The following is a 17,798-nucleotide window of genomic DNA, read 5'->3' as shown; positions in this document are numbered from 1 at the left end:
ACCCCCAACGCGATTCGCCAGCCAGACCGCGACCAACCGGTTTCCCAGCCGCCAGCCAGAATGCGGGTCGCCCACAGAACGCAACCGACCAAATTCCCAGCCACCAGCCCAAACGCGACTCGCCCACCAGAAGCAACCAACCGGATTCCAACAGCCACGCGCACGTGAGGCCCCCGGGCGAAAACGACGGACCCGATCCCCAGCCACCATCCAAACGCGAGGTGCCCACGACAACGCGACCATCTCGCCCCCCGCGATCCAGCCGCTAGGCCCCGCGACCATCGGCCACCCACCTCCTCATCCGCCCGCTCACGGAACCGCCGAACCGATCGCCGATTGCCGGGGAGTGGCTGGACGCGTTAGCCGGGTTGACAAGGCCCAACCCCACCCCCGTGGACGCCACCGTTTCACTTCCACAACCACTGCGACCCCACCCCAAACCCCGCCGAACCCACCTCCACTTCTCACCGGTCACCCTCTGGCACACCCCAGTGACCAGCGGAATCGGTACTCCCTGACAGCGCCCATACCCGGAATGGCAGGATCGGCTGTTGTGAGTGCGCAAGTGGAGACAGTCGTCGATCTCGATGCTATTGCCCACAATGTGCGGGTCCTGCGGGAGTACGCGGGAGACGCGGCGGTGATGGTGGTGGTGAAGGCCGACGGCTACAACCACGGCGCGGTGGAGGTCGCGCGGGCCGCATTGGCGGCGGGGGCTCGGGAGCTCGGGACGACCACGATTCCGGAGGCGCTGGACCTGCGCGCGGCCGGGATCGACGCGCCGATTCTGTGCTGGCTCCACAACTCCGGCTCCGACTACGCCGCGGCGATCGCGGCCGACATCGAGATCGGCGTCTCCTCGCTCCCGAATCTGCAGTGGGTGGAGGCGGCGGCGCGGCGGATCGGCCAGACCGCGACGGTCACCCTCAAGGTCGACACCGGTTTGAACCGCAACGGCATCGCCCCGGACGAATACCCGAAGGTCCTCGCCGCCCTGCGTGACCTGGTCGCGGAGGGCGTCGTGCGGTTCCGCGCGATCTTCTCGCACCTGGCGCACGCCGACGAGCCCGACCACCCGTTCCTCGACGTGCAGCGCGACCGGTTCGTCGAGGCCATCGCCGCCGCCGAGCGGCACGGCCTGCCGCCCGAGGTCGCGCACCTGGCCAACTCCGCCGCCGCGGTCACCCGCCCCGACCTGGCCTTCGACATGGTGCGCCCCGGCATCGCGGTGTACGGCCTGAGCCCGGTCCCGGAGATGGGCGATTTCGGCCTGCGCCCCGCGATGACGTTCCAGGCCCAGGTCGCCCTGGTGAAACGGGTCGCCGCGGGCGAGGGTGTCTCGTACGGACACCAGTGGATCGCGCCGCACGACACCACCGTCGCCCTCATCCCCGCCGGCTATGCCGACGGCGTGTTCCGTCCGCTGAGCGGCCGCTTCGACGTGTGGCTCGGCGGCGCGCGCCGCCCCAACGTCGGGCGCGTGTGCATGGATCAGTTCGTCGTCGACCTGGGCGACAACGCCGCGGGCGTGTCCGAGGGCGACAACGCGATCATGTTCGGCGCTGGCCCGGACCAGCCTGTCGCCCAGGACTGGGCCGACGTGCTCGGCACGATCCACTACGAGATCGTCTGCTCGCCGCGCGGACGGGTCGCGCGGCGACACGTCGGAGCTTGCCCGTCCTGATGGCGTGTGCTGGACTCGTCGACGTGCGTTCCGCCGACAGATGAGGGGTTCTCGATGCGAGCGCGACGACCGAAAGCACTGCGGGGCAACAACAGTCACACGAACATCTGGCGCGGCGGGATGGCGACCGCGGGCATGGTCGGCGCGCTGGCCGGGGCGCACGCGCTGCGCCGCGCGGGCGCGCGAGTGCTCTGGCCCGCGCGTCGCGACGAATACCGCGACGAGAACTTCGCGCTCATGGCCGATGACCGGGCGGGCGCGGTCGTCACCGAAGACGGCGTCCGGCTCGCCACCCGCGAGTGCGGTCCGGTCGACGCGCCACTGACCGTCGTCTTCGTGCACGGCTTCTGCAACAGCATGGAGTCCTTCCACTTTCAGCGGCGCGACCTGGAAAAGCGCTGGGGCGCAGCGGTTCGGCTCGTCTTCTTCGACTTGCGCGGGCACGGGCGCTCCGGCACACCGACCACCGAGAGCTGCACCGTGGCGCAGCTGGGCCGCGACGTTGCCGCCGTCATCGAGGCGACCGCGCCCACCGGACCGGTCGCGCTCGTCGGTCATTCGCTCGGCGGTATGGCCGTGCTCGCGGCGGCGGCCCAGTTCCGCGAGCTGTTCGAGCGACGGGTGATCGCGATCGCACTGATCTCCACTGCGGCCGCAGAAGTCACCGCGGCGGGCATCACCCAGCTGCTGCGCAATCCGGCGATCGACGGCTTCCGGCTCGCCGTGCACACCGCGCCCGCGTTGGTGCAGGCCGGTCGGTCGACGGTGCGGCACCTGATCACGCCGATCCTGCACGTGAGTTCGTTCCACGGCCCGGTCAGCCCGACGCTGTCCAGATTCAGCACGCTGATGATCGACGACACCCCGGTGGAGACGATCGTCAAGTTCCTGAAAGCCATTGAGCTGCACGACGAGTCCGCCGCCCTGCCGACGCTGGCCGGTCTTCCCGTGCTGGTCCTCGGCGGCGCGCACGATCTGGTGATCCCGTTCCGCAACTCGCGCGCCCTCGCCCGCGAACTGCCGAACAGCGAACTGATCCGCCTCGCCGAGGCCGCCCATATGCCGCACCTGCAATTCCCCGACACCATCAACGACGCGCTACACCGGCTCCTGGTACGCGCCGGGTTCTTCCGCGCGGAGGAACTCGACGAGGCATCGGCCGGGTGAAGCGGGCCGCCCCCGGTCAGCCGGCACGGCGTCGTCGTGGTGAGCGGCGGAGGTGAACCGGGTCGCGCCGGAGTTCTTTCGGCCAACGCCGACGCGGCCTCTGCGGGTGAGCGGTGGCACCGGGTTCTTCCGCGTTGCGGAGGCCTATGAGGCGTCGGCGGGTGAAGCTGGCCGCGCCCATGTGGCCGACGCGACGCCGTGGGGCTGAGCGGCGAACGGAACCTAGTTGCGCCGAGGTTCTTTGGCGCCAACGACGTCAACAACGCCCGCGCCGGGTTCTTCCGTGCCAACGATTCCGACGTGACCCTGGCGGTGTGAGCGCCGATCGGGAAGCTGTTCGGGCCGGTTTTTCGCCAACGATGCGGACGCGGCCTCGGCGGGTGAGCGGTGCCGCCGAGTCTTCCGCGCGGCGGAGGCTTGTGAGGCGTCGGCGGAGTGAAGCTGGCGGCGCCCATGCGGCCGACGCGGCGCCGTTGGGCTGAGCGGCGGAGGCGAACCGCACCGCGCTGGGGTTCTTTCGCGCCAACGATTCCGACGTGGCCTCCGCGGTGTGAGCGCCGATCGGGAAGCTGTTCGGGCCGGTTCTTTCGCGCCAACGACGCCGACGCGGCCTCGGCGGGTGAGCCGTGCCGCCGACGCCGACGCAGCCTCGGCGGGTGAGCGGTGCCGCCGAGTTCTTCCGTGCCGCGGAGGCCGATGAGGCGTCGGCGGAGTGATCTGGCCGCGCTCAGGCGGCCGACGCAGTGTCGTCGGGTGAGCGGCGGACGCGAGGCCTGTTCGTGCCGGGCTCTTCCGCGAGGCAGACGCGGCCTCGCCGGATCGAGCGCCGATCGGGAAGCTGTTCGCACCGGGTTCTTCCGGGCGAGGCAGCCGATGGGACGCCGTCGGAGGAGTTGGCCGCGCCCAGACGAGCTGCCACGGTGTAGTCGTGGTGAGCGGTGGTCGCGAACAGAGCCCCGCCAAGGAGGCCGAAGAGCTTCGGCAGGGTGAGCGCCGATCGGGAAGCTGTTCGCGCCAGATGCTTCCGCGCCGAGGAGGCCGATGCGGCGTCAGTGGTGAGCGGTGGTGGCGCCGCGTCTTCCGCGCCAACGACGTCGATGCCGCCTCGGCGGTTTGGGCGGTAGTCGCGAAGCTGTCGGCGCCGGGCTTCCGCGCCGAGGAAACCGACAAGGCTTCGGCGGGGTGAAGCCGGCCGCGCCCCGTCAGCCGACGAGGTGTCGTCGTTGTGAGCGGTGGTCGGGAACAGGGCCCGCCAAGGAGGCCGATGAGGCGTCAGCAGGGTGAGCGCCGATCGCGAAGCTGCTCGCGGCCGACCGCGACCGCGCCGGTACGCTCGACCCCGATCAGCGGCAGGGCGAGAAGGAGGGCGGCGGTGACGCAGCAACGGCGAACGCTGCCGACCGTGGAGGACACCGAGGCACTCGGCCGCGAACTGGCCGCCGAACTCGGGGCGGGCGATCTCGTGGTGCTCGACGGTCCGCTCGGCGCGGGCAAGACCGCCTTGACGCGCGGCATCGCCGAGGGCCTCGGTGTGCAGGGCCGAGTGAGCTCGCCCACCTTCATCATCGCCAGGCAGCACCGGGCGGGTCGGCGTGAAGGCGCGGCGCCGGTGCCGATGGTGCACGTGGACGCCTATCGGCTCGGCGGCGATCTGGACGAACTCGACGCGCTCGACCTCGACACCGATCTGCACGAGGCGGTGGTCGTGGTGGAGTGGGGCCTGGGGGTCGTCGAGCACCTCGCCGAGCGGCATCTGCGCGTGCTGCTGACCAGAGAACCGGAATCCGATGTGCGAACCGCGGTCTGGGAGTGGGTCGAGTAGACGCAGGTCACAGTGGGCCTGCCGCCGGATCGGCCTGCGGATTTAGCTACTCGGTAGCTCCGCGCCGCGTCGAGGTACCACCCGGTATCGTTGGGCCAATCATGCTTGTACTAGCTGTCGACACCGCGACACCCGCCGTTACAGCGGGATTGGTGGAACTGGAGCAGGCCGCGCCCGATGCGGTCACCGCGGCCGAGCTGCGCACCGTCTCCTCGCGGGTCCGGGTCGATGCCCGCGCCCACGCCGAGGTGCTGACCCCGCAGATCCTCGAATGCCTCTCCGAGGCAGGCCGTTCCAGGACCGATATCGCCGCGGTCGTCGCCGGTGTCGGGCCAGGACCGTTCACCGGCTTGCGGGTCGGCATGGCGACCGCGGCGGCCTTCGGTGACGCCCTCGGCATCCCGGTGTACGGCGTGTGCAGTCTGGACGCGATCGCCTCGGACGTCTTCGCCCAGGGCGAGTTCGCGGCCGACGGTGAGCTGCTCGTGGTGACCGACGCGCGCAGGCGCGAGGTGTACTGGGCCCGCTACCGCGCAGGCATCCGCGTCGCGGGACCGGATGTGATCAAGCCCGCCGCGCTGGACCACGGCTCGGCCACGGCGATCGCGGGCTCCGCCTCGCACGTCGATCTGTTCGACCTGCCGGTGCTTCCGGCGGAGACGCCCTCGCCCGCGGGCCTGGTGCGCGTCGCCGCCGCCGAAGTGCTCGCGCGCGCCGTGCCGGAACCGCTGGTGCCGCTGTACCTGCGCAGGCCGGACGCCGTCGAGAACGCGTACCGCACCCTCGATCGGACGGGAGCGTGATGGTGGACGAAGACGTACGCGCCCACGCCTTCCACATCGAGCCGATGAACGCGGACGACATCGAGCGCTGTGTCGAACTCGAGCAACTGCTGTTCCCGGAAGACGATCCGTGGCATGCGGTCGCCTTCCGCTCGGAGCTGGCCGGTTCGCACAACCGCTACATCACCGCCCGCGCCGAGGACGGCCGCATGGTCGGCTACGCGGGCGTGGCGCTGCTGGGTGATGCGGAACACCCCGAGGCCGAGGTGCACACCATCGGCGTCGACCCGAGCTATCACCGGGCGGGCATCGGCACGCTGCTGCTGGAGGCGCTGCTCGCGGAGGCGGGCAAGCGCGGCGGACCGGTCTTCCTCGAGGTGCGCACCGACAACGCCCCCGCCATCGCGCTCTACGCCAAGCACGGCTTCCACATCATCGGTCTGCGCAAGAACTATTACCAACCCAGCGGCGCCGACGCCTACACCATGCGCAGGCCGGAACTGACCGCGCTCCCGCTTCCCGACGAGGTGTTGTCGTGATCGTCATGGGCATCGAGTCCTCCTGCGACGAAACCGGAGTCGGCATCGTTCGGCGCAATCCCGACGGCAGCTGCGAGCTGCTCGCCGACGAGGTCGCCTCCAGCGTGGATCAGCACGCGCGCTTCGGCGGCGTGGTGCCGGAGATCGCCTCGCGCGCGCACCTGGAGGCGATCGTGCCCGCCATGCGCCGGGCGCTTTCCGCGGCGGGTATCGCAAAGCCCGATGCGATCGCGGTCACCATCGGCCCCGGGCTCGCGGGTGCGCTGCTGGTCGGCGTCGCGGCCGCGAAAGCCTATGCGGCCGCGTGGGATGTGCCGTTCTACGCGCTCAATCACCTCGGCGGCCACGTAGCGGTGGACACGCTGGAGCACGGGCCGATGCCGTCTTGCGTCGCGCTGCTGGTGTCCGGCGGACACACCCACCTGCTGCACGTCACCGATCTGGCCGAGCCGATCGTCGAACTCGGCAGCACGGTCGACGACGCGGCGGGGGAGGCGTTCGACAAGGTCGCCCGGCTGCTCGGTCTCGGCTTCCCCGGCGGGCCCGCGCTGGACGCGGCCGCGGCGAGTGGCGACCCGAAGGCGATCGCGTTCCCGCGCGGCATGACCGGGCCGCGCGACCCGCGCTACGACTTCTCCTTCTCCGGTCTCAAGACCGCCGTCGCCCGCCACGTGGAGTCCGCGCAGCGCGCCGGGGTCGCGACCGAGAACCTGCCGATTCCGGATATCGCCGCGTCCTTCCAGGAGGCGGTCGCCGACGTGCTGACCATGAAGGCCATCCGCGCGGCCCAGGACGTCGGTGTCGGCACCCTGGTGCTCGGCGGCGGCGCCACCGCCAACTCGCGAATCCGCTCGCTGGCCGAAGAGCGCTGCGCGGCGGCGGGTTTGACGCTGCGGGTGCCGAAACCGCGGCTGTGCACCGACAACGGCGTGATGATCGCCGCCCTCGGCGCGCACGTCATCGCGGGCGGAGCGAAACCCTCGCCGCTCACGGTCGCCACCGACCCGGGCCTGCCGGTCTCGGTCAGCCAGATCGCCTGAGGGCGGTCGCGCCCGCGCCGAAGTCGGCGCCCGCTCGAGCACCTGCGCCGAGTGCACCATCGCCTTGCGACCGAGCTATCCACCGGGCGGTTGTACCTGCGGGCTGGCCCGAATCGCTTATCCGGGCGTCCTTTCGGTCGGCAGCGAGCGCTCCCCAGCCGTGCGCGTCTGCCGAGTGACGTACCCGCGGACCGGTTCGAATCGCTTGCCCTGCACATCCTTCGGCCAGCGTGGGTTCGTTCGGCCAGATCGGTCGTTCGGCAGCGAGTCGCTCGGCTGAGTCGGTCGTCTGGTCAGCGCAGTCGGCCCTATGGCCGAAGCGAATCGCTCGGCCATCGGTCCTCGCCGGAGCGAGTTGTCCGGCTGTCGTGGCTCGTTCAGTCGTGCGGAGCGAACTCGAGTTCGAGCAGCGGTAGCGCGTTCACCGTGCCGTGCCGGGCGGAGCCCGAATTGGAGCGGGGCATCGGGTACGGGATACGGGTTTGTGCGGGCGCCTGGGAAGGGGCGCTCGCAGGAGGCGGTGTGAACGGGATCCGAGTCTGCGCGGGCGTTTGCGACGGGCCGCCCGCAGGAGGCGGCGGGCTGGTCGACGGCCCGTATTCCTCGCGGTTCTGCTGCGTGGGCACCGAGGAACCGCCGGGCGGATTCAGCAGCGGGCCCAGCAGTTCCGGGAACGGGATGGGCGGCAGGTTCGGGTCCGGGCGCAGCGTCGGCTGGACCGAGGGGATCGGCGCAGCCGACGGTGTGGGATTCGGCGACGGTGTGGACACGGCGCCGGTGCGGGTCGACGACGGACCGGCGTCCTCGGTGACCGGCGGCGTCGAGCCGGTGGTCCGGTTGACCGTCTCGCGACCGCCGGAGGTGTCGGTTCCCGTGCCGGTCTGCGGCGCCACCGTGACGGGCGCGGTGGGCACCAGGGCGCTGCTGGTCGTGCCCGCGGGGGAGACCTCCTCGTCCGACGTCGGCGCGAAGGTCTTGAAGCCGTAGCCGATTACGAGTCCGACCACCACGATGGCTCCGGCGAGGGTTCCGATGACCTTGGTGAAGGTGCCCGCCGGCGCGTCGCCGCCGAGCGCGGTCACCGGGAAGCCGGACGGCTGTGCGGCATCGGCCACCAGTGCCGCGCCCTTGGCGATCACCGCCTCCGGATCGTCGACGGTGAGCACCGGCACGTCCAGCTCACGTTCGAGGATCCGCAGGACCGCGGGAATGTTCGCGCCGCCGCCGATCACCGCCACCGCCTGCGGCTTCTTCGGCGCTCGCGCGAACACCGCCGCGCTGAACCGGGCGATGTCGCGCAGCAGATCGCCGATCAGCTCCTCGAAATCGGCCCTGGTGAGCTTGAGCGGGCGGCCCGCGACATGGTCGATGGTGACCGCGGGCGCCACCGAAAGATGTTCCTTCGCGGCGCGTCCGCGGTTGGTCAGCATGCCGCGGTTCGGCCTGGTGCCGCGCCTGGCGTAGTGCACGTCGAGCAGGTGGTGGTAGATCAGGTCGTCGATGGCGTTGCCGCTGATCGCGTGAATGCGTTCGGAGTGAAGGACATTGCCGTCGGCCTGATCGGCGACGGTGACGCTCAGACCGGTCGCGCCGAGGTCGACGATGGCCACCGTCTCGTAGCGGTCCAGCAGGCCGGTGTGGCGCAGGAAGGTCAGCGCGGCCGTGCCTTCCGGCACCAGCTTCAGCTCGCGCTGTTTGCCGGTGGCCGAACGGATCACCTGCGCCTGTTCCTTGTTGCGGTAGGCGACGGCGACGCTGGTCGGCGGTTTGCCCGCCGCCGCTTCCATACCCGTCGCGACGGTGCCCGCGAAGCGGACGCCGACCGGCTGCGTCGGCCACGCGATGTCGTGCGGCACTTGCTGAGTCGGCAGCTGGGTGGTCATCAGGTCGATCGAGGACGCGACGAGATCACCGATATCGGAATGGGCCGCGTCGGCGGAAACGACTCGGTAGTCGAAACTTTGGGCGCCGTTCGACGCCGTGGCGACCAGCGCCGAGCACACGACCTCGTTCCCGGCGGAGATGCCGAGGGACGTTCGCATGTTCACCTCCCTTCGAGCGGATGGTCATCGTGTCGCCGACCATCTCGAATGGACTTCCGGACCGTCGCCTTGTCGGCGAGCGATCCGGACTCGGGATCCGGCCGGACCGCCGTCCGGGTGGGTCGCTGGAACCGGCCTTGGATCACGTGTGGACTTGCCCTCTGGGTGAAGCTTTGTGGCGCAACGGAATCTGTGACGCTGTGCAACCGGTGAAGCTGTGCTACCTGTGACGCAGTACTACTTGTGACGCTGTGCTGGTTCTTTCGTGACGCTCGATGCCTCCCCCGGACGCCGGTTCGTGATGAACATGGCGGACCGAGGATCGACCGTCGCTAATACTGTCACAATCCGTTATCCGAACGTTACAGATTTCGCGAACCAATGGAAAGCCCCGAGGCTCTGGGGTGGCGAACCCTGGTCAGCGCAAGCCGAAACGTCCGGGCGTGTCGGAAACGTCGACGCGCAATTGGCACCGCCCGGCCTTGAGCGCTGGCACTCTCGTGTATAGAGTGCTAGTGGCACTGGTGAACACGGTCGGCCGGGCAACCGTCCACCCTACGCGTTCGCCGGATGTCAGCAGTTGTGACTACTGAGCAGGGGTCCCGGCACCCGCGACGACGGGGCTATGCGCAGGGTCAGCACCGTGACCGAACCGATGGTCCGGGACAACAGTTCCGGACGACCGTAAATCCCCTGAAAGTGGAGGGCTCAACGTGGCGAGCGTGAACATCAAGCCGCTCGAGGACAAGATCCTCGTCCAGGCCAACGAGGCCGAGACGACGACGGCCTCCGGCCTGGTCATCCCGGACACGGCGAAGGAGAAGCCGCAGGAAGGCACCGTCGTCGCCGTCGGCCCCGGCCGCTGGGACGACGAAGGCGAGAAGCGCATCCCGCTGGATGTCCAGGAGGGTGACGTCGTCATCTACAGCAAGTACGGCGGCACGGAGATCAAGTACCAGGGCGAGGAGTACCTGATCCTGTCCGCGCGCGACGTGCTGGCTGTCGTCAGCAAGTGACCGCGCTCGGCGTGGTCCGGACCGGACCGCGCTTCCCGGCCCCGCCCGGGATCGAGTCGTAACGACGTTGCCCCGGCACCCCTCCCAGCGGGGCCGGGGCAACGTCGTTTCAGCCCACCGGGCGGCATCCGCACGGCCCACCGGACCGAGCCCGTCGCCCAGGCATCCAAGGAAAAGGACTTATGGCAAAGCAGATCGAGTTCGACGAGAAGGCTCGCCGGGCTCTGGAACGCGGCGTCGACAAGCTCGCCGACGCGGTGAAGGTCACCCTCGGCCCGCGCGGTCGCCACGTGGTGCTCGCGAAGGCCTTCGGTGGCCCGACCGTCACCAACGACGGCGTCACCATCGCGCGCGACATCGACCTCGAGGATCCGTTCGAGAACCTGGGCGCGCAGCTGGTCAAGAGCGTCGCGACCAAGACCAACGACGTGGCCGGCGACGGCACCACCACCGCGACCGTGCTGGCCCAGGCGCTGGTGCGCGGCGGCCTCAAGAACGTCGCGGCGGGCGCCAACCCGATCGCCGTCGGCGCGGGCATCGCCAAGGCCGCCGACGCCGTCTCCGAGGCGCTGCTCGCCGCGGCCACCCCGGTCTCCGGCGAGAAGGCCATCGCGCAGGTCGCCACCGTGTCCTCGCGCGACGAGGAGCTCGGCGAGATGGTCGGCAAGGCGCTCACCACCGTCGGCAAGGACGGCGTCGTCACCGTCGAGGAGTCCTCGACGATGGAGACCGAGCTCGTCGTCACCGAGGGCGTGCAGTTCGACAAGGGCTACCTCTCGCCCTACTTCGTCACCGACACCGACACCCAGCAGGCCGTCCTGGAAGACGCGCTGGTGCTGCTGCACCGCGAGAAGATCAGCTCGCTGCCGGACTTCCTCCCGCTGCTGGAGAAGATCGCCGAGAGCGGCAAGGCCGTGCTGATCATCGCCGAGGACGTCGAGGGCGAGGCGCTGTCCACCCTGGTGGTCAACTCCATCCGCAAGACCCTCAAGGCCGTCGCGGTGAAGGCGCCATTCTTCGGCGACCGTCGCAAGGCGTTCCTGGACGACCTCGCCGTGGTCACCGCGGGCACCGTCATCAACCCGGACCTGGGCGTCACCCTGCGCGAGGCGGGTCTGGAGCTGCTCGGCAAGGCCCGGCGCGTGGTCGTCACCAAGGACGACACCACGATCATCGACGGCGCGGGCACCGCGGAGGACATCGCGGCCCGCAGCGCGCAGCTGCGCCGCGAGATCGAGGCCACCGACTCCGACTGGGACCGCGAGAAGCTCGAGGAGCGCCTGGCCAAGCTGGCGGGCGGCGTCGCGGTGATCAAGGTCGGCGCGGCCACCGAGACCGCGCTCAAGGAGCGCAAGTACCGCGTCGAGGACGCGGTGAGCGCGGCCAAGGCCGCGGTCGAGGAGGGCATCGTGCCCGGCGGCGGCACCGCGCTGGTTCAGGCGGGCGCCAAGCTCGTCGAGCTGCGCGACTCGCTGTCCGGCGACGAGGCCATCGGCGTCGAGGTGGTGCGCAAGGCGCTGCAGGCGCCGCTGTACTGGATCGCCACCAACGCGGGCCTGGACGGCGCCGTGGTGGTCAGCAAGGTCGCCGAGGGCAAGGAGGGCTTCAACGCCGCCACCCTCACCTACGGTGATCTGCTCACCGACGGTGTCGTCGACCCCGTGAAGGTGACCCGTTCCGCGGTCGTCAACGCGGCGTCGGTCGCGCGCATGGTGCTCACCACCGAGAGCGCCGTGGTCGACAAGCCCGCCGAGGAGGCGCACGACCACGGTCACCACGGTCACGCGCACTGACGCGACGAGCGTGCGAAAGGCCCCCGGATGCGAGCGTCCGGGGGCCTTTTCGGCGTTCGGGGGCGGCGGAGGGCTCAACGACGCCGCTGCCTCGTCCGTGAGGCGCGGCGCGGAGCGCGCGAGATCGCCGAAGCGAGAGTCGGCAGCGCGGTGGACGCGCGAGCCGAAAGCGGCGAGCCGCAGTGGAAGTCGTCGCTAGGAGGCAACCGGGGGTTGCTCGGCGGCGATGGCCGCGAGCAACCGACCCCGGAGCGCGGCGGGCGGCGCGGTGGCCGTCACCGCCGCGAGCGCGGTCAAAGCGTCCTTGGCCTGCTGTACCTCTGCGATGAACTCGGCGCGTAGCACCGGGTCCTCGCCGTCGAGCAATTCCTGAACCGCGTGATGGTCTTCGTCGTCGATCGATCCGAGCGCGACGGTGTGCGCGAGATCGATCTGGGCTTCGTTCATCTCACGTCACCCCCAAACTTTTCTTCAGTCGTGTCAATCCATCCCGAATCCGGGACTTAACGGTCGGTAACCCTACGCCGAGGTAGGTGGCCACCTCCGCATAGGTCCGGCCGCCGTAGTAGGCCAGCGAGATGGCTTCTCGCTGGGTTTCCGTGAGGCCGGTGAGTCCTTCGAGAACGGCCTGTTGTTCGAGCCTGCGCTCGACCTCTTCGGTCACCTCGTCGAACTCGTTGCCGAGAACCCTTATCCCGTAGGCGACTTCCCGCTGGGTATGGGCTTGTTCGGCGCGGACCCGGTCGACCGCGCGCCGATGGGCGAGCGTCATCAACCATGTCACCGCCGACCCCTTCGCGGGGTCGAAGCTGGCTGCGGTACGCCAGAGTTGGAGATACACCTCTTGCGTGGTCTCCTCCGCGTACCCCGGATCGTGCAGCACCCGGAGCACCAGACCGAACACGCGCGCGCACGTCCGGTCGTACAGTTCGGCGAAAGCTTCCTGATCGGACTGACCGCAACGGTGCAAGAGAGCGGCTAGTTCGATGCTTTCGGCTGCGCGTGCCGACACCGCAGAATCCACACTCGGTGGGAAGGCTTCTCTTCGGAACGAGTCGCCCTCTGCGGCTGGCGGCCGCGTTGTCACAACGCTCCATTCTGTGTCATCGGTCACTACCGTAGCGTGCCGCTATCGCCTCCTTCCAGTGGGGTGCCAGCAAACCGCAAGCAGCTCAGCTACTTTGCGGTGAACTCCCAAACGCCGGGCGAATTCAGATGTGACACGCCAACAGCTCCCGCTCGCCACCGGGCGACAACCGTGCGGCTTCTGCTCGCCGCGACCGCGGGTGCAGCGGTGGTGACCGCCCGATGCCGCGCGTCAGCGTCGGTTCCGAACTACGACAGCGGTGTGCCGACGCGGTTCGGCCGGTGATCGTGCATCTGGTGTTTCAGTGGCCGTTTATTTGCTAGGCATTCGGCGCGCCGCGCGATACGGATGGGTCGCGGATTCGCGTCGCGGCTGCCGGGCGACGGCCGGTCGCTGCTCAGACGGCCATGCGGCGGCGGTTGCGCCGCGCGTGCATCTCGCGCTCGGTCTCCGACATGCCGCCCCAGATGCCATAGGGCTCGCTGACTTTCAGCGCGTGGCTACGGCACTGCATGAGCACCGGGCAGGCGCGGCAGATCTCCTTGGCCCGCATCTCGCGTGCGGTGCGGGCGCGCCCGCGTTCGCCGTCGGGATGGAAGAACACGGCGGAGTCCACGCCTCGGCAGGAACCGCGCATCTGCCAGTCCCAGACGTCGGCGTTCGGTCCGGGGAGGTGGGTCGGCATGGGCATTGGTGAACTCCTCGTAATGCGAGCTCGTCGGCGTTGTCGAGCAGTTTGTCTGCAACAGTTGCGGGACGCATGCGATCGGCGGCGTCCCGGGGTCGCCCTTCCGGTCGCTGCAATTTCGCGCGGCGCCGTCGGTGGCGATGAGCTACGTTAGGGGCAGCCGCGAAATTACGTCAATAGTTCGACGCATCGGTTTTCCAAATGGGCAATGGCGAGATTTAACCTTCCCGCTGTTTACTTTTAACGTGGGTTCCGGTGATACTGTTCGGTTGGCCAGTACGTGGCTGGACCACCTCTGTCCGGGGCATGTGGCTGTTTCCGCAGGTAGTCCGACTTTTTTGGGAAAGCTCACAGGTTACTGGTTCCATGGGGGACAGATAACCGACGTGATGGTGGCCACCGTACGGGCTGTTGCCGAGAGCCCCCCAGATGGCGGAAACGGGGCGCAGAGGTTAATTGCGCGAAACGCGCGTGAATTTGTGTCGCGGATGATCTCGCAATGCCGGCACGAGATTTACCTGATGGAAACATGGGCTTCGTACCAGAAATGCTGACAAGTTGCCAGAGGCTCGGGCGCACTTTTACTACGCGCCGTCGTCGGTCGCGCTCGGTATAGAGTTCGCCCGTGTTCGCGCCAGTTCCGACGGTGGATGTCCGATATGAAGTCCTCGCTATGGGAGCCTTCGGTGCTCGCCCCGGCCTCGCCGCTGCCGAGTTGCCGGATGCCCCGGACGCCCTGAGTTCGTGGCACCGGGCGGTGATTCTCGGGGGGCAGGGTCGCTACGCCGCGGCCCGCGCGGAACTGGCCGCCGTGCGGCGGCGGACGACCGATCCGGTCTTGCTCTCGCTCGCCGCGAGCACCGCGGGCTCGCTGCTGCGCCAACTCGGCTGGCACGTCGCGGCTTCCGGCCCGGACGGCAGGGCCGCCGCGTGGGCGTTGCCCGGCGGCGAACTCCAACCTGTCCCGCCGACCGGTTCCGCGCCGGACCGGACGGACGCGGTCTGCGACGCGCTCACCGGCTTGGCCGCCGACGCGCTCGGGGCGGGCCGCCTCGCGCTGGCGCGGCGACTGCTCGACCGGAGCCGCGCCGCCCTCGATCCGGACGGCCTGCGGTGGCGGGCTTGGATCCGGTGGCACTGGGTCAGCGCCGAGACCGCATTGGCGTCCGGCGCGGCCGGCGAGGCGCTGCCGCACACGCGCGAAGCCTTGGCCCTCGCCGAGGCCACGCCCTCGGTGCGGCACCGCGTCAAATCCCGCCTCCTGGTGGCCGCCGCGACGGCCGCTTCGGGTGACTTGGAACACTCCCGAGCGCTGGCCGACACGGTCGCGGACGAGTGTCGCGAGCACGATCTGCTTCCGTTGCGGTGGGCGTGCGCGATGCTCCGTTCCGGGCTGTCGGATCCGGACGCCGCGCGCGAGGCCGAACAGTGCGCCGCGGGAATCGCCCGTCGTGGCGGGCGTTTTCGGCCACCGGGCGCCGCGTAGCGGTCGGCGCGGCGTTGTCGAGACAAGTGACCATGTTGCTCGGTTCCGCGCTGTCTATCGCTATTGTTAGATCCGTTCCGCCGCTTCGGCGGAAGCACAGGTCATCGGGCCGGTGCCACTTGTAACGCCAGGAATATCTCTGACGATGACGCACACGGGCGAAGAGTTGGACCTCGCCGTCGCTGCCGCAGCGCAGGGCGACAGATCCGCTTTAGCTCAGGTACTAGAGCTGATCCGCCCGCTGGTTGTCCGGTACTGCCGCGCGCGTATCGGCGCGGCGGAGCGTGGACAGCTCTCCGCGGACGACGTTGCGCAGGAGGTATGTCTGGCCGTGATGACAGCCTTGCCCAGGTATCAAGACCAGGGTAGGCCCTTCATGGCCTTCGTATACGGAATCGCTTCGCACAAGGTCGCCGACGCACATCGCAACGCCGCCCGTAACAAGGCGGAGGCGATGGCCGAAGTACCAGATGTCATATCCACCGACCAAGGACCGGAGCAGCGCGCTCTCGAATCGGAAACCAGCAGGCAGATGAACCGTTTGCTCGCGACCCTTCCGGAGAAGCACCGAGAGATCCTGATCCTGCGATTGGTCATGGGTTTGTCAGCGGAAGAAACCGCGGTCGCCGTGGGCAGTACGGCGGGCGCGATACGAGTGGCCCAGCACAGGGCACTCGCGAAACTGAAGTCACAAGTGGCGAGGGCAGGTGAAATGTATGGCTAGGGATGGCGAGCGCGGTCGGGGTGACTGGAAGGCGCGACGTGGATCGCGAAACAGCGGTCCCTACGCCGGGGGGACTGGTGACACCGGACCGGTGGACATCGCAGCGGTACGCCGCGACGATGCTCTGATCGACGCCATCGCCAGCGATGGACCGGTACAGACCGATAGTGCGGAGGAGTTTCAGCTCGCCGCGCTGCTCGCGGATTGGCGCGCGGAACTGATTACGCCGCCACTACCGGGAGATCCGGATCTGGACGCGGTCGTAGCCGCGGTCAACCAGGAGATCGGCGCGCGCAAGGTTCGAGTCGGCGCAGTCAACCGTGGCCGTCTTCGGCTTGTCGGTCCGATCGCGGGTACCGCGGCCGCATTGGCACTGGTCTTCGGCGGTGTGACGGCGTTCTCCTACAGCGCCGAACCCGGCGATCCGCTCTGGCGGGTCAAGGAGGTCGTGTTCAGCGAGCAGGCGCAGACCACCGTGGTGCAGCGCGCAGGCAGCGAGCTCGACCAGGCCGAGCGTGCACTGGCTCAGAACAACCCGGCACAGGCGAAAGCGCTGCTGGAGCGGGCCTCGGTGAACGTGGACCAGGTCAGCGACTCCGGCAAGAAGCAGGATCTACAGTCCGAGTGGCAACGGCTGCTGACGCAGCTACGCGGCATCTCTCCGGAGGCGGCGGCCGCGCTGGAGGAGGCGGTCACGTCGACTCAGCCTCGGCCGAGTGGCACCACCGGTTCCACTCCCACGACGACCCAGCCCGCGCAGGGGACCACCAACACCAACCAGATGGTGCCGCCGGTGCCAGCGACGACTCCGCCGACGACCGTCGCCGTGGAGCCGAGCCAGCTGCCAACGCAACCCACCAGGCCGCCGACGACGCAACAGCCGCCGGTGACCACCGTGCCGAACAACACGCCGCCGGTCGAGGAGCCGCCGACCCAGTCGCCGCCGGCCACGCAGATTCCCACGACGGTCGTCGTGCCGAGCGCGGATGTCGGCGATCCGACTCAGCCGACGACGCGATCGCCGATCGTGGAGGACGGACCGGGCACGGTCATCGTTCCGAGCCTGCCCGGGGGCCTGACCCCGACCAGCTGAGCTCGAATGTAAGCGAGTTCACCATCGAACGGCGACCGTCGGTTGTCGGACGGGGTCGCCGGTAGCCATCCCTATTGATCGAGGTGTCGAACGACACCCTTGAATAATCGTGCGCACGTTCGGGTGTGTCGCGGTTTGGTATCACGCGCGGGTTCGCGCGTCGACCGATTGCCGACCGGCGGGTCGGCTTTTCGTCGTTTTCGGGTGTCGGAACCGCGGGATCAGCTGTCGAAGCCGTCGAACCCGTCGCCGTGGAAGGCTTCGTTCATCGACGCGTCCGCGTAGCCCCGGCAGTAGTCCCAGGTGACGTACGCCTCCGGCGTCGGATCGTAGGCCGGCTCGTGCGGCCGCACCGTGCCGTCGACCAGCAACTGAAGCAGGTTGGCGCGCAACATGTCCCAGTCGTGGTAATGGTCCTGTCGGCAGTCCTCGCAGCTGACGACCAGCCCGCGGATTCCGCGGTGCGCCAGTAGCGCTTCGTAGACCGCGAGGTCGGCGAGATCCTCCTCGACCGCAAGGCGCTCGTGGGGATCCAGCGGTTCGCCGGGCTCGATGGCGTCGAGCGCGGCGGACGGGTCGGAGGGGTCTCCGGCGAACGGATCCGGCGGCAAGCCAGGTGGTAGATGGTCACGCACACACCCACGGTACGCAGAACAGGGTGGTCTGCGCCAGCTATGTAGGGTGCCAGTTTCGCCGTCGCGGCGTAGCTCCGGCTGTGTGGTCTGTGGACGGCCGCGCTTCGGCGTCGCCCTCGGGCAGTTCATCGACGAGTTTGCGGGACAGATACCATGGGTGGCAGGCGCCGGACAGTTTCTCGACACGCTGACCTCGCCGC

At 69.2% G+C, this 17,798-nt stretch carries 17 protein-coding genes; 12 read left to right on the top strand and 5 right to left on the bottom strand.

Going from position 1 to position 17,798, the window contains the following annotated elements; genetic code table 11:
• The first annotated feature begins 535 nt into the window (after positions 1–535).
• The 7 genes from alr to tsaD all read left to right on the top strand — a co-directional run bounded on the left by alr (position 536) and on the right by tsaD (position 7,034).
• Positions 536–1,684: an alanine racemase gene (gene alr, locus FB390_RS01220; protein ID WP_141807289.1), complete on the top strand. Its 1,149-nt coding sequence runs from the start codon at positions 536–538 to the stop codon at positions 1,682–1,684.
• A gap of 54 nt (positions 1,685–1,738) precedes the next feature.
• A complete protein-coding gene (locus FB390_RS01215) occupies positions 1,739–2,851 on the top strand; it encodes an alpha/beta fold hydrolase (RefSeq protein ID WP_141807288.1) in 1,113 nt (370 codons plus the stop codon).
• 928 nt (positions 2,852–3,779) lie between these two features.
• A complete protein-coding gene (locus FB390_RS01210; protein ID WP_141807287.1) occupies positions 3,780–4,037 on the top strand; it encodes a hypothetical protein in 258 nt (85 codons plus the stop codon).
• A 186-nt stretch (positions 4,038–4,223) separates the two neighbouring features.
• Entirely contained in the window at positions 4,224–4,673 is a 450-nt protein-coding gene (gene tsaE, locus FB390_RS01205; RefSeq protein WP_067784936.1) for a tRNA (adenosine(37)-N6)-threonylcarbamoyltransferase complex ATPase subunit type 1 TsaE, read from the top strand.
• Positions 4,674–4,774: 101 nt separating this feature from the next.
• Positions 4,775–5,476, top strand: a complete 702-nt coding sequence (tsaB, locus tag FB390_RS01200; protein WP_141807285.1) for a tRNA (adenosine(37)-N6)-threonylcarbamoyltransferase complex dimerization subunit type 1 TsaB — start codon at positions 4,775–4,777, stop codon at positions 5,474–5,476.
• Positions 5,476–5,994: a ribosomal protein S18-alanine N-acetyltransferase gene (rimI, locus tag FB390_RS01195; protein ID WP_141807284.1), complete on the top strand. Its 519-nt coding sequence runs from the start codon at positions 5,476–5,478 to the stop codon at positions 5,992–5,994. The genes tsaB and rimI overlap by 1 nt, the downstream gene beginning before the upstream one ends.
• Positions 5,991–7,034: a tRNA (adenosine(37)-N6)-threonylcarbamoyltransferase complex transferase subunit TsaD gene (tsaD, locus tag FB390_RS01190; protein ID WP_141807283.1), complete on the top strand. Its 1,044-nt coding sequence runs from the start codon at positions 5,991–5,993 to the stop codon at positions 7,032–7,034. Before rimI ends, tsaD begins: the two co-directional genes overlap by 4 nt.
• A 377-nt stretch (positions 7,035–7,411) precedes the next feature.
• On the opposite strand, the gene FB390_RS34575 is transcribed toward tsaD, so the two are convergent.
• Positions 7,412–9,076 carry a DUF7159 family protein gene (locus FB390_RS34575; protein WP_141807282.1) on the bottom strand — a complete coding sequence of 555 codons (1,665 nt, stop codon included), beginning with the start codon at positions 9,074–9,076 and terminating at the stop codon, positions 7,412–7,414.
• Between the two features lie 713 nt (positions 9,077–9,789).
• Between FB390_RS34575 and groES the strand changes: the two genes are divergently transcribed.
• Positions 9,790–10,092, top strand: a complete 303-nt coding sequence (groES, locus tag FB390_RS01180; RefSeq protein WP_067784927.1) for a co-chaperone GroES — start codon at positions 9,790–9,792, stop codon at positions 10,090–10,092.
• Between the two features lie 182 nt (positions 10,093–10,274).
• On the top strand, positions 10,275–11,885 hold the full coding sequence (groL, locus tag FB390_RS01175; RefSeq protein WP_141807281.1) for a chaperonin GroEL: 1,611 nt from the start codon (positions 10,275–10,277) through the stop codon (positions 11,883–11,885).
• A gap of 195 nt (positions 11,886–12,080) precedes the next feature.
• On the opposite strand, the gene FB390_RS01170 is transcribed toward groL, so the two are convergent.
• The 3 genes from FB390_RS01170 to FB390_RS01160 all read right to left on the bottom strand — a co-directional run bounded on the left by FB390_RS01170 (position 12,081) and on the right by FB390_RS01160 (position 13,663).
• Positions 12,081–12,332, bottom strand: coding sequence for an RskA family anti-sigma factor (locus FB390_RS01170; RefSeq protein ID WP_141807280.1), 252 nt, complete (start codon positions 12,330–12,332; stop codon positions 12,081–12,083).
• Between the two features lies 1 nt (position 12,333).
• Positions 12,334–12,909, bottom strand: coding sequence for a sigma-70 family RNA polymerase sigma factor (locus FB390_RS01165; RefSeq protein ID WP_067784921.1), 576 nt, complete (start codon positions 12,907–12,909; stop codon positions 12,334–12,336).
• Between the two features lie 460 nt (positions 12,910–13,369).
• Positions 13,370–13,663 (bottom strand): WhiB family transcriptional regulator, encoded by a 294-nt coding sequence (locus FB390_RS01160; protein ID WP_067784918.1) that lies wholly within the window; start codon positions 13,661–13,663, stop codon positions 13,370–13,372.
• Between the two features lie 670 nt (positions 13,664–14,333).
• Here FB390_RS01160 and FB390_RS01155 point away from each other — a divergent pair.
• The 3 genes from FB390_RS01155 to FB390_RS01145 all read left to right on the top strand — a co-directional run bounded on the left by FB390_RS01155 (position 14,334) and on the right by FB390_RS01145 (position 16,963).
• Positions 14,334–15,146 carry a hypothetical protein gene (locus FB390_RS01155; protein WP_141807279.1) on the top strand — a complete coding sequence of 271 codons (813 nt, stop codon included), beginning with the start codon at positions 14,334–14,336 and terminating at the stop codon, positions 15,144–15,146.
• Positions 15,147–15,291: 145 nt separating this feature from the next.
• Positions 15,292–15,870 carry a sigma-70 family RNA polymerase sigma factor gene (locus FB390_RS01150; protein WP_067784912.1) on the top strand — a complete coding sequence of 193 codons (579 nt, stop codon included), beginning with the start codon at positions 15,292–15,294 and terminating at the stop codon, positions 15,868–15,870.
• Between the two features lie 91 nt (positions 15,871–15,961).
• Positions 15,962–16,963 (top strand): anti-sigma-D factor RsdA, encoded by a 1,002-nt coding sequence (locus FB390_RS01145; protein ID WP_246123800.1) that lies wholly within the window; start codon positions 15,962–15,964, stop codon positions 16,961–16,963.
• Positions 16,964–17,184: 221 nt separating this feature from the next.
• Here the strand turns inward: FB390_RS01145 and FB390_RS01140 are convergent, their stop codons facing one another.
• Positions 17,185–17,598: a DUF5319 domain-containing protein gene (locus tag FB390_RS01140; RefSeq protein ID WP_011207424.1), complete on the bottom strand. Its 414-nt coding sequence runs from the start codon at positions 17,596–17,598 to the stop codon at positions 17,185–17,187.
• Between the last annotated feature and the right edge of the window lie 200 nt (positions 17,599–17,798).

The sequence above is a fragment of the Nocardia bhagyanarayanae genome (assembly GCF_006716565.1).
In the GTDB taxonomy this organism is placed as follows: domain Bacteria; phylum Actinomycetota; class Actinomycetes; order Mycobacteriales; family Mycobacteriaceae; genus Nocardia; species Nocardia bhagyanarayanae.
The sequence above is the reverse complement of the archived record's forward strand: the minus strand, read 5'-3'. Positions and strand labels throughout refer to the sequence as shown.

Excerpts from the sequence above, each read along its gene's own strand:
- alr (WP_141807289.1), top strand. The coding sequence starts at position 536 with ATGGCAGGATCGGCTGTTGTGAGTGCGCAAGTGGAGACAGTCGTCGAT.
- FB390_RS01215 (WP_141807288.1), top strand. The coding sequence starts at position 1,739 with ATGCGAGCGCGACGACCGAAAGCACTGCGGGGCAACAACAGTCACACG.
- tsaB (WP_141807285.1), top strand. The coding sequence starts at position 4,775 with ATGCTTGTACTAGCTGTCGACACCGCGACACCCGCCGTTACAGCGGGA.
- rimI (WP_141807284.1), top strand. The coding sequence starts at position 5,476 with ATGGTGGACGAAGACGTACGCGCCCACGCCTTCCACATCGAGCCGATG.
- FB390_RS34575 (WP_141807282.1), bottom strand. The coding sequence starts at position 9,076 with ATGCGAACGTCCCTCGGCATCTCCGCCGGGAACGAGGTCGTGTGCTCG.
- groL (WP_141807281.1), top strand. The coding sequence starts at position 10,275 with ATGGCAAAGCAGATCGAGTTCGACGAGAAGGCTCGCCGGGCTCTGGAA.
- FB390_RS01170 (WP_141807280.1), bottom strand. The coding sequence starts at position 12,332 with ATGAACGAAGCCCAGATCGATCTCGCGCACACCGTCGCGCTCGGATCG.
- FB390_RS01160 (WP_067784918.1), bottom strand. The coding sequence starts at position 13,663 with ATGCCCATGCCGACCCACCTCCCCGGACCGAACGCCGACGTCTGGGAC.
- FB390_RS01155 (WP_141807279.1), top strand. The coding sequence starts at position 14,334 with ATGGGAGCCTTCGGTGCTCGCCCCGGCCTCGCCGCTGCCGAGTTGCCG.
- FB390_RS01150 (WP_067784912.1), top strand. The coding sequence starts at position 15,292 with ATGACGCACACGGGCGAAGAGTTGGACCTCGCCGTCGCTGCCGCAGCG.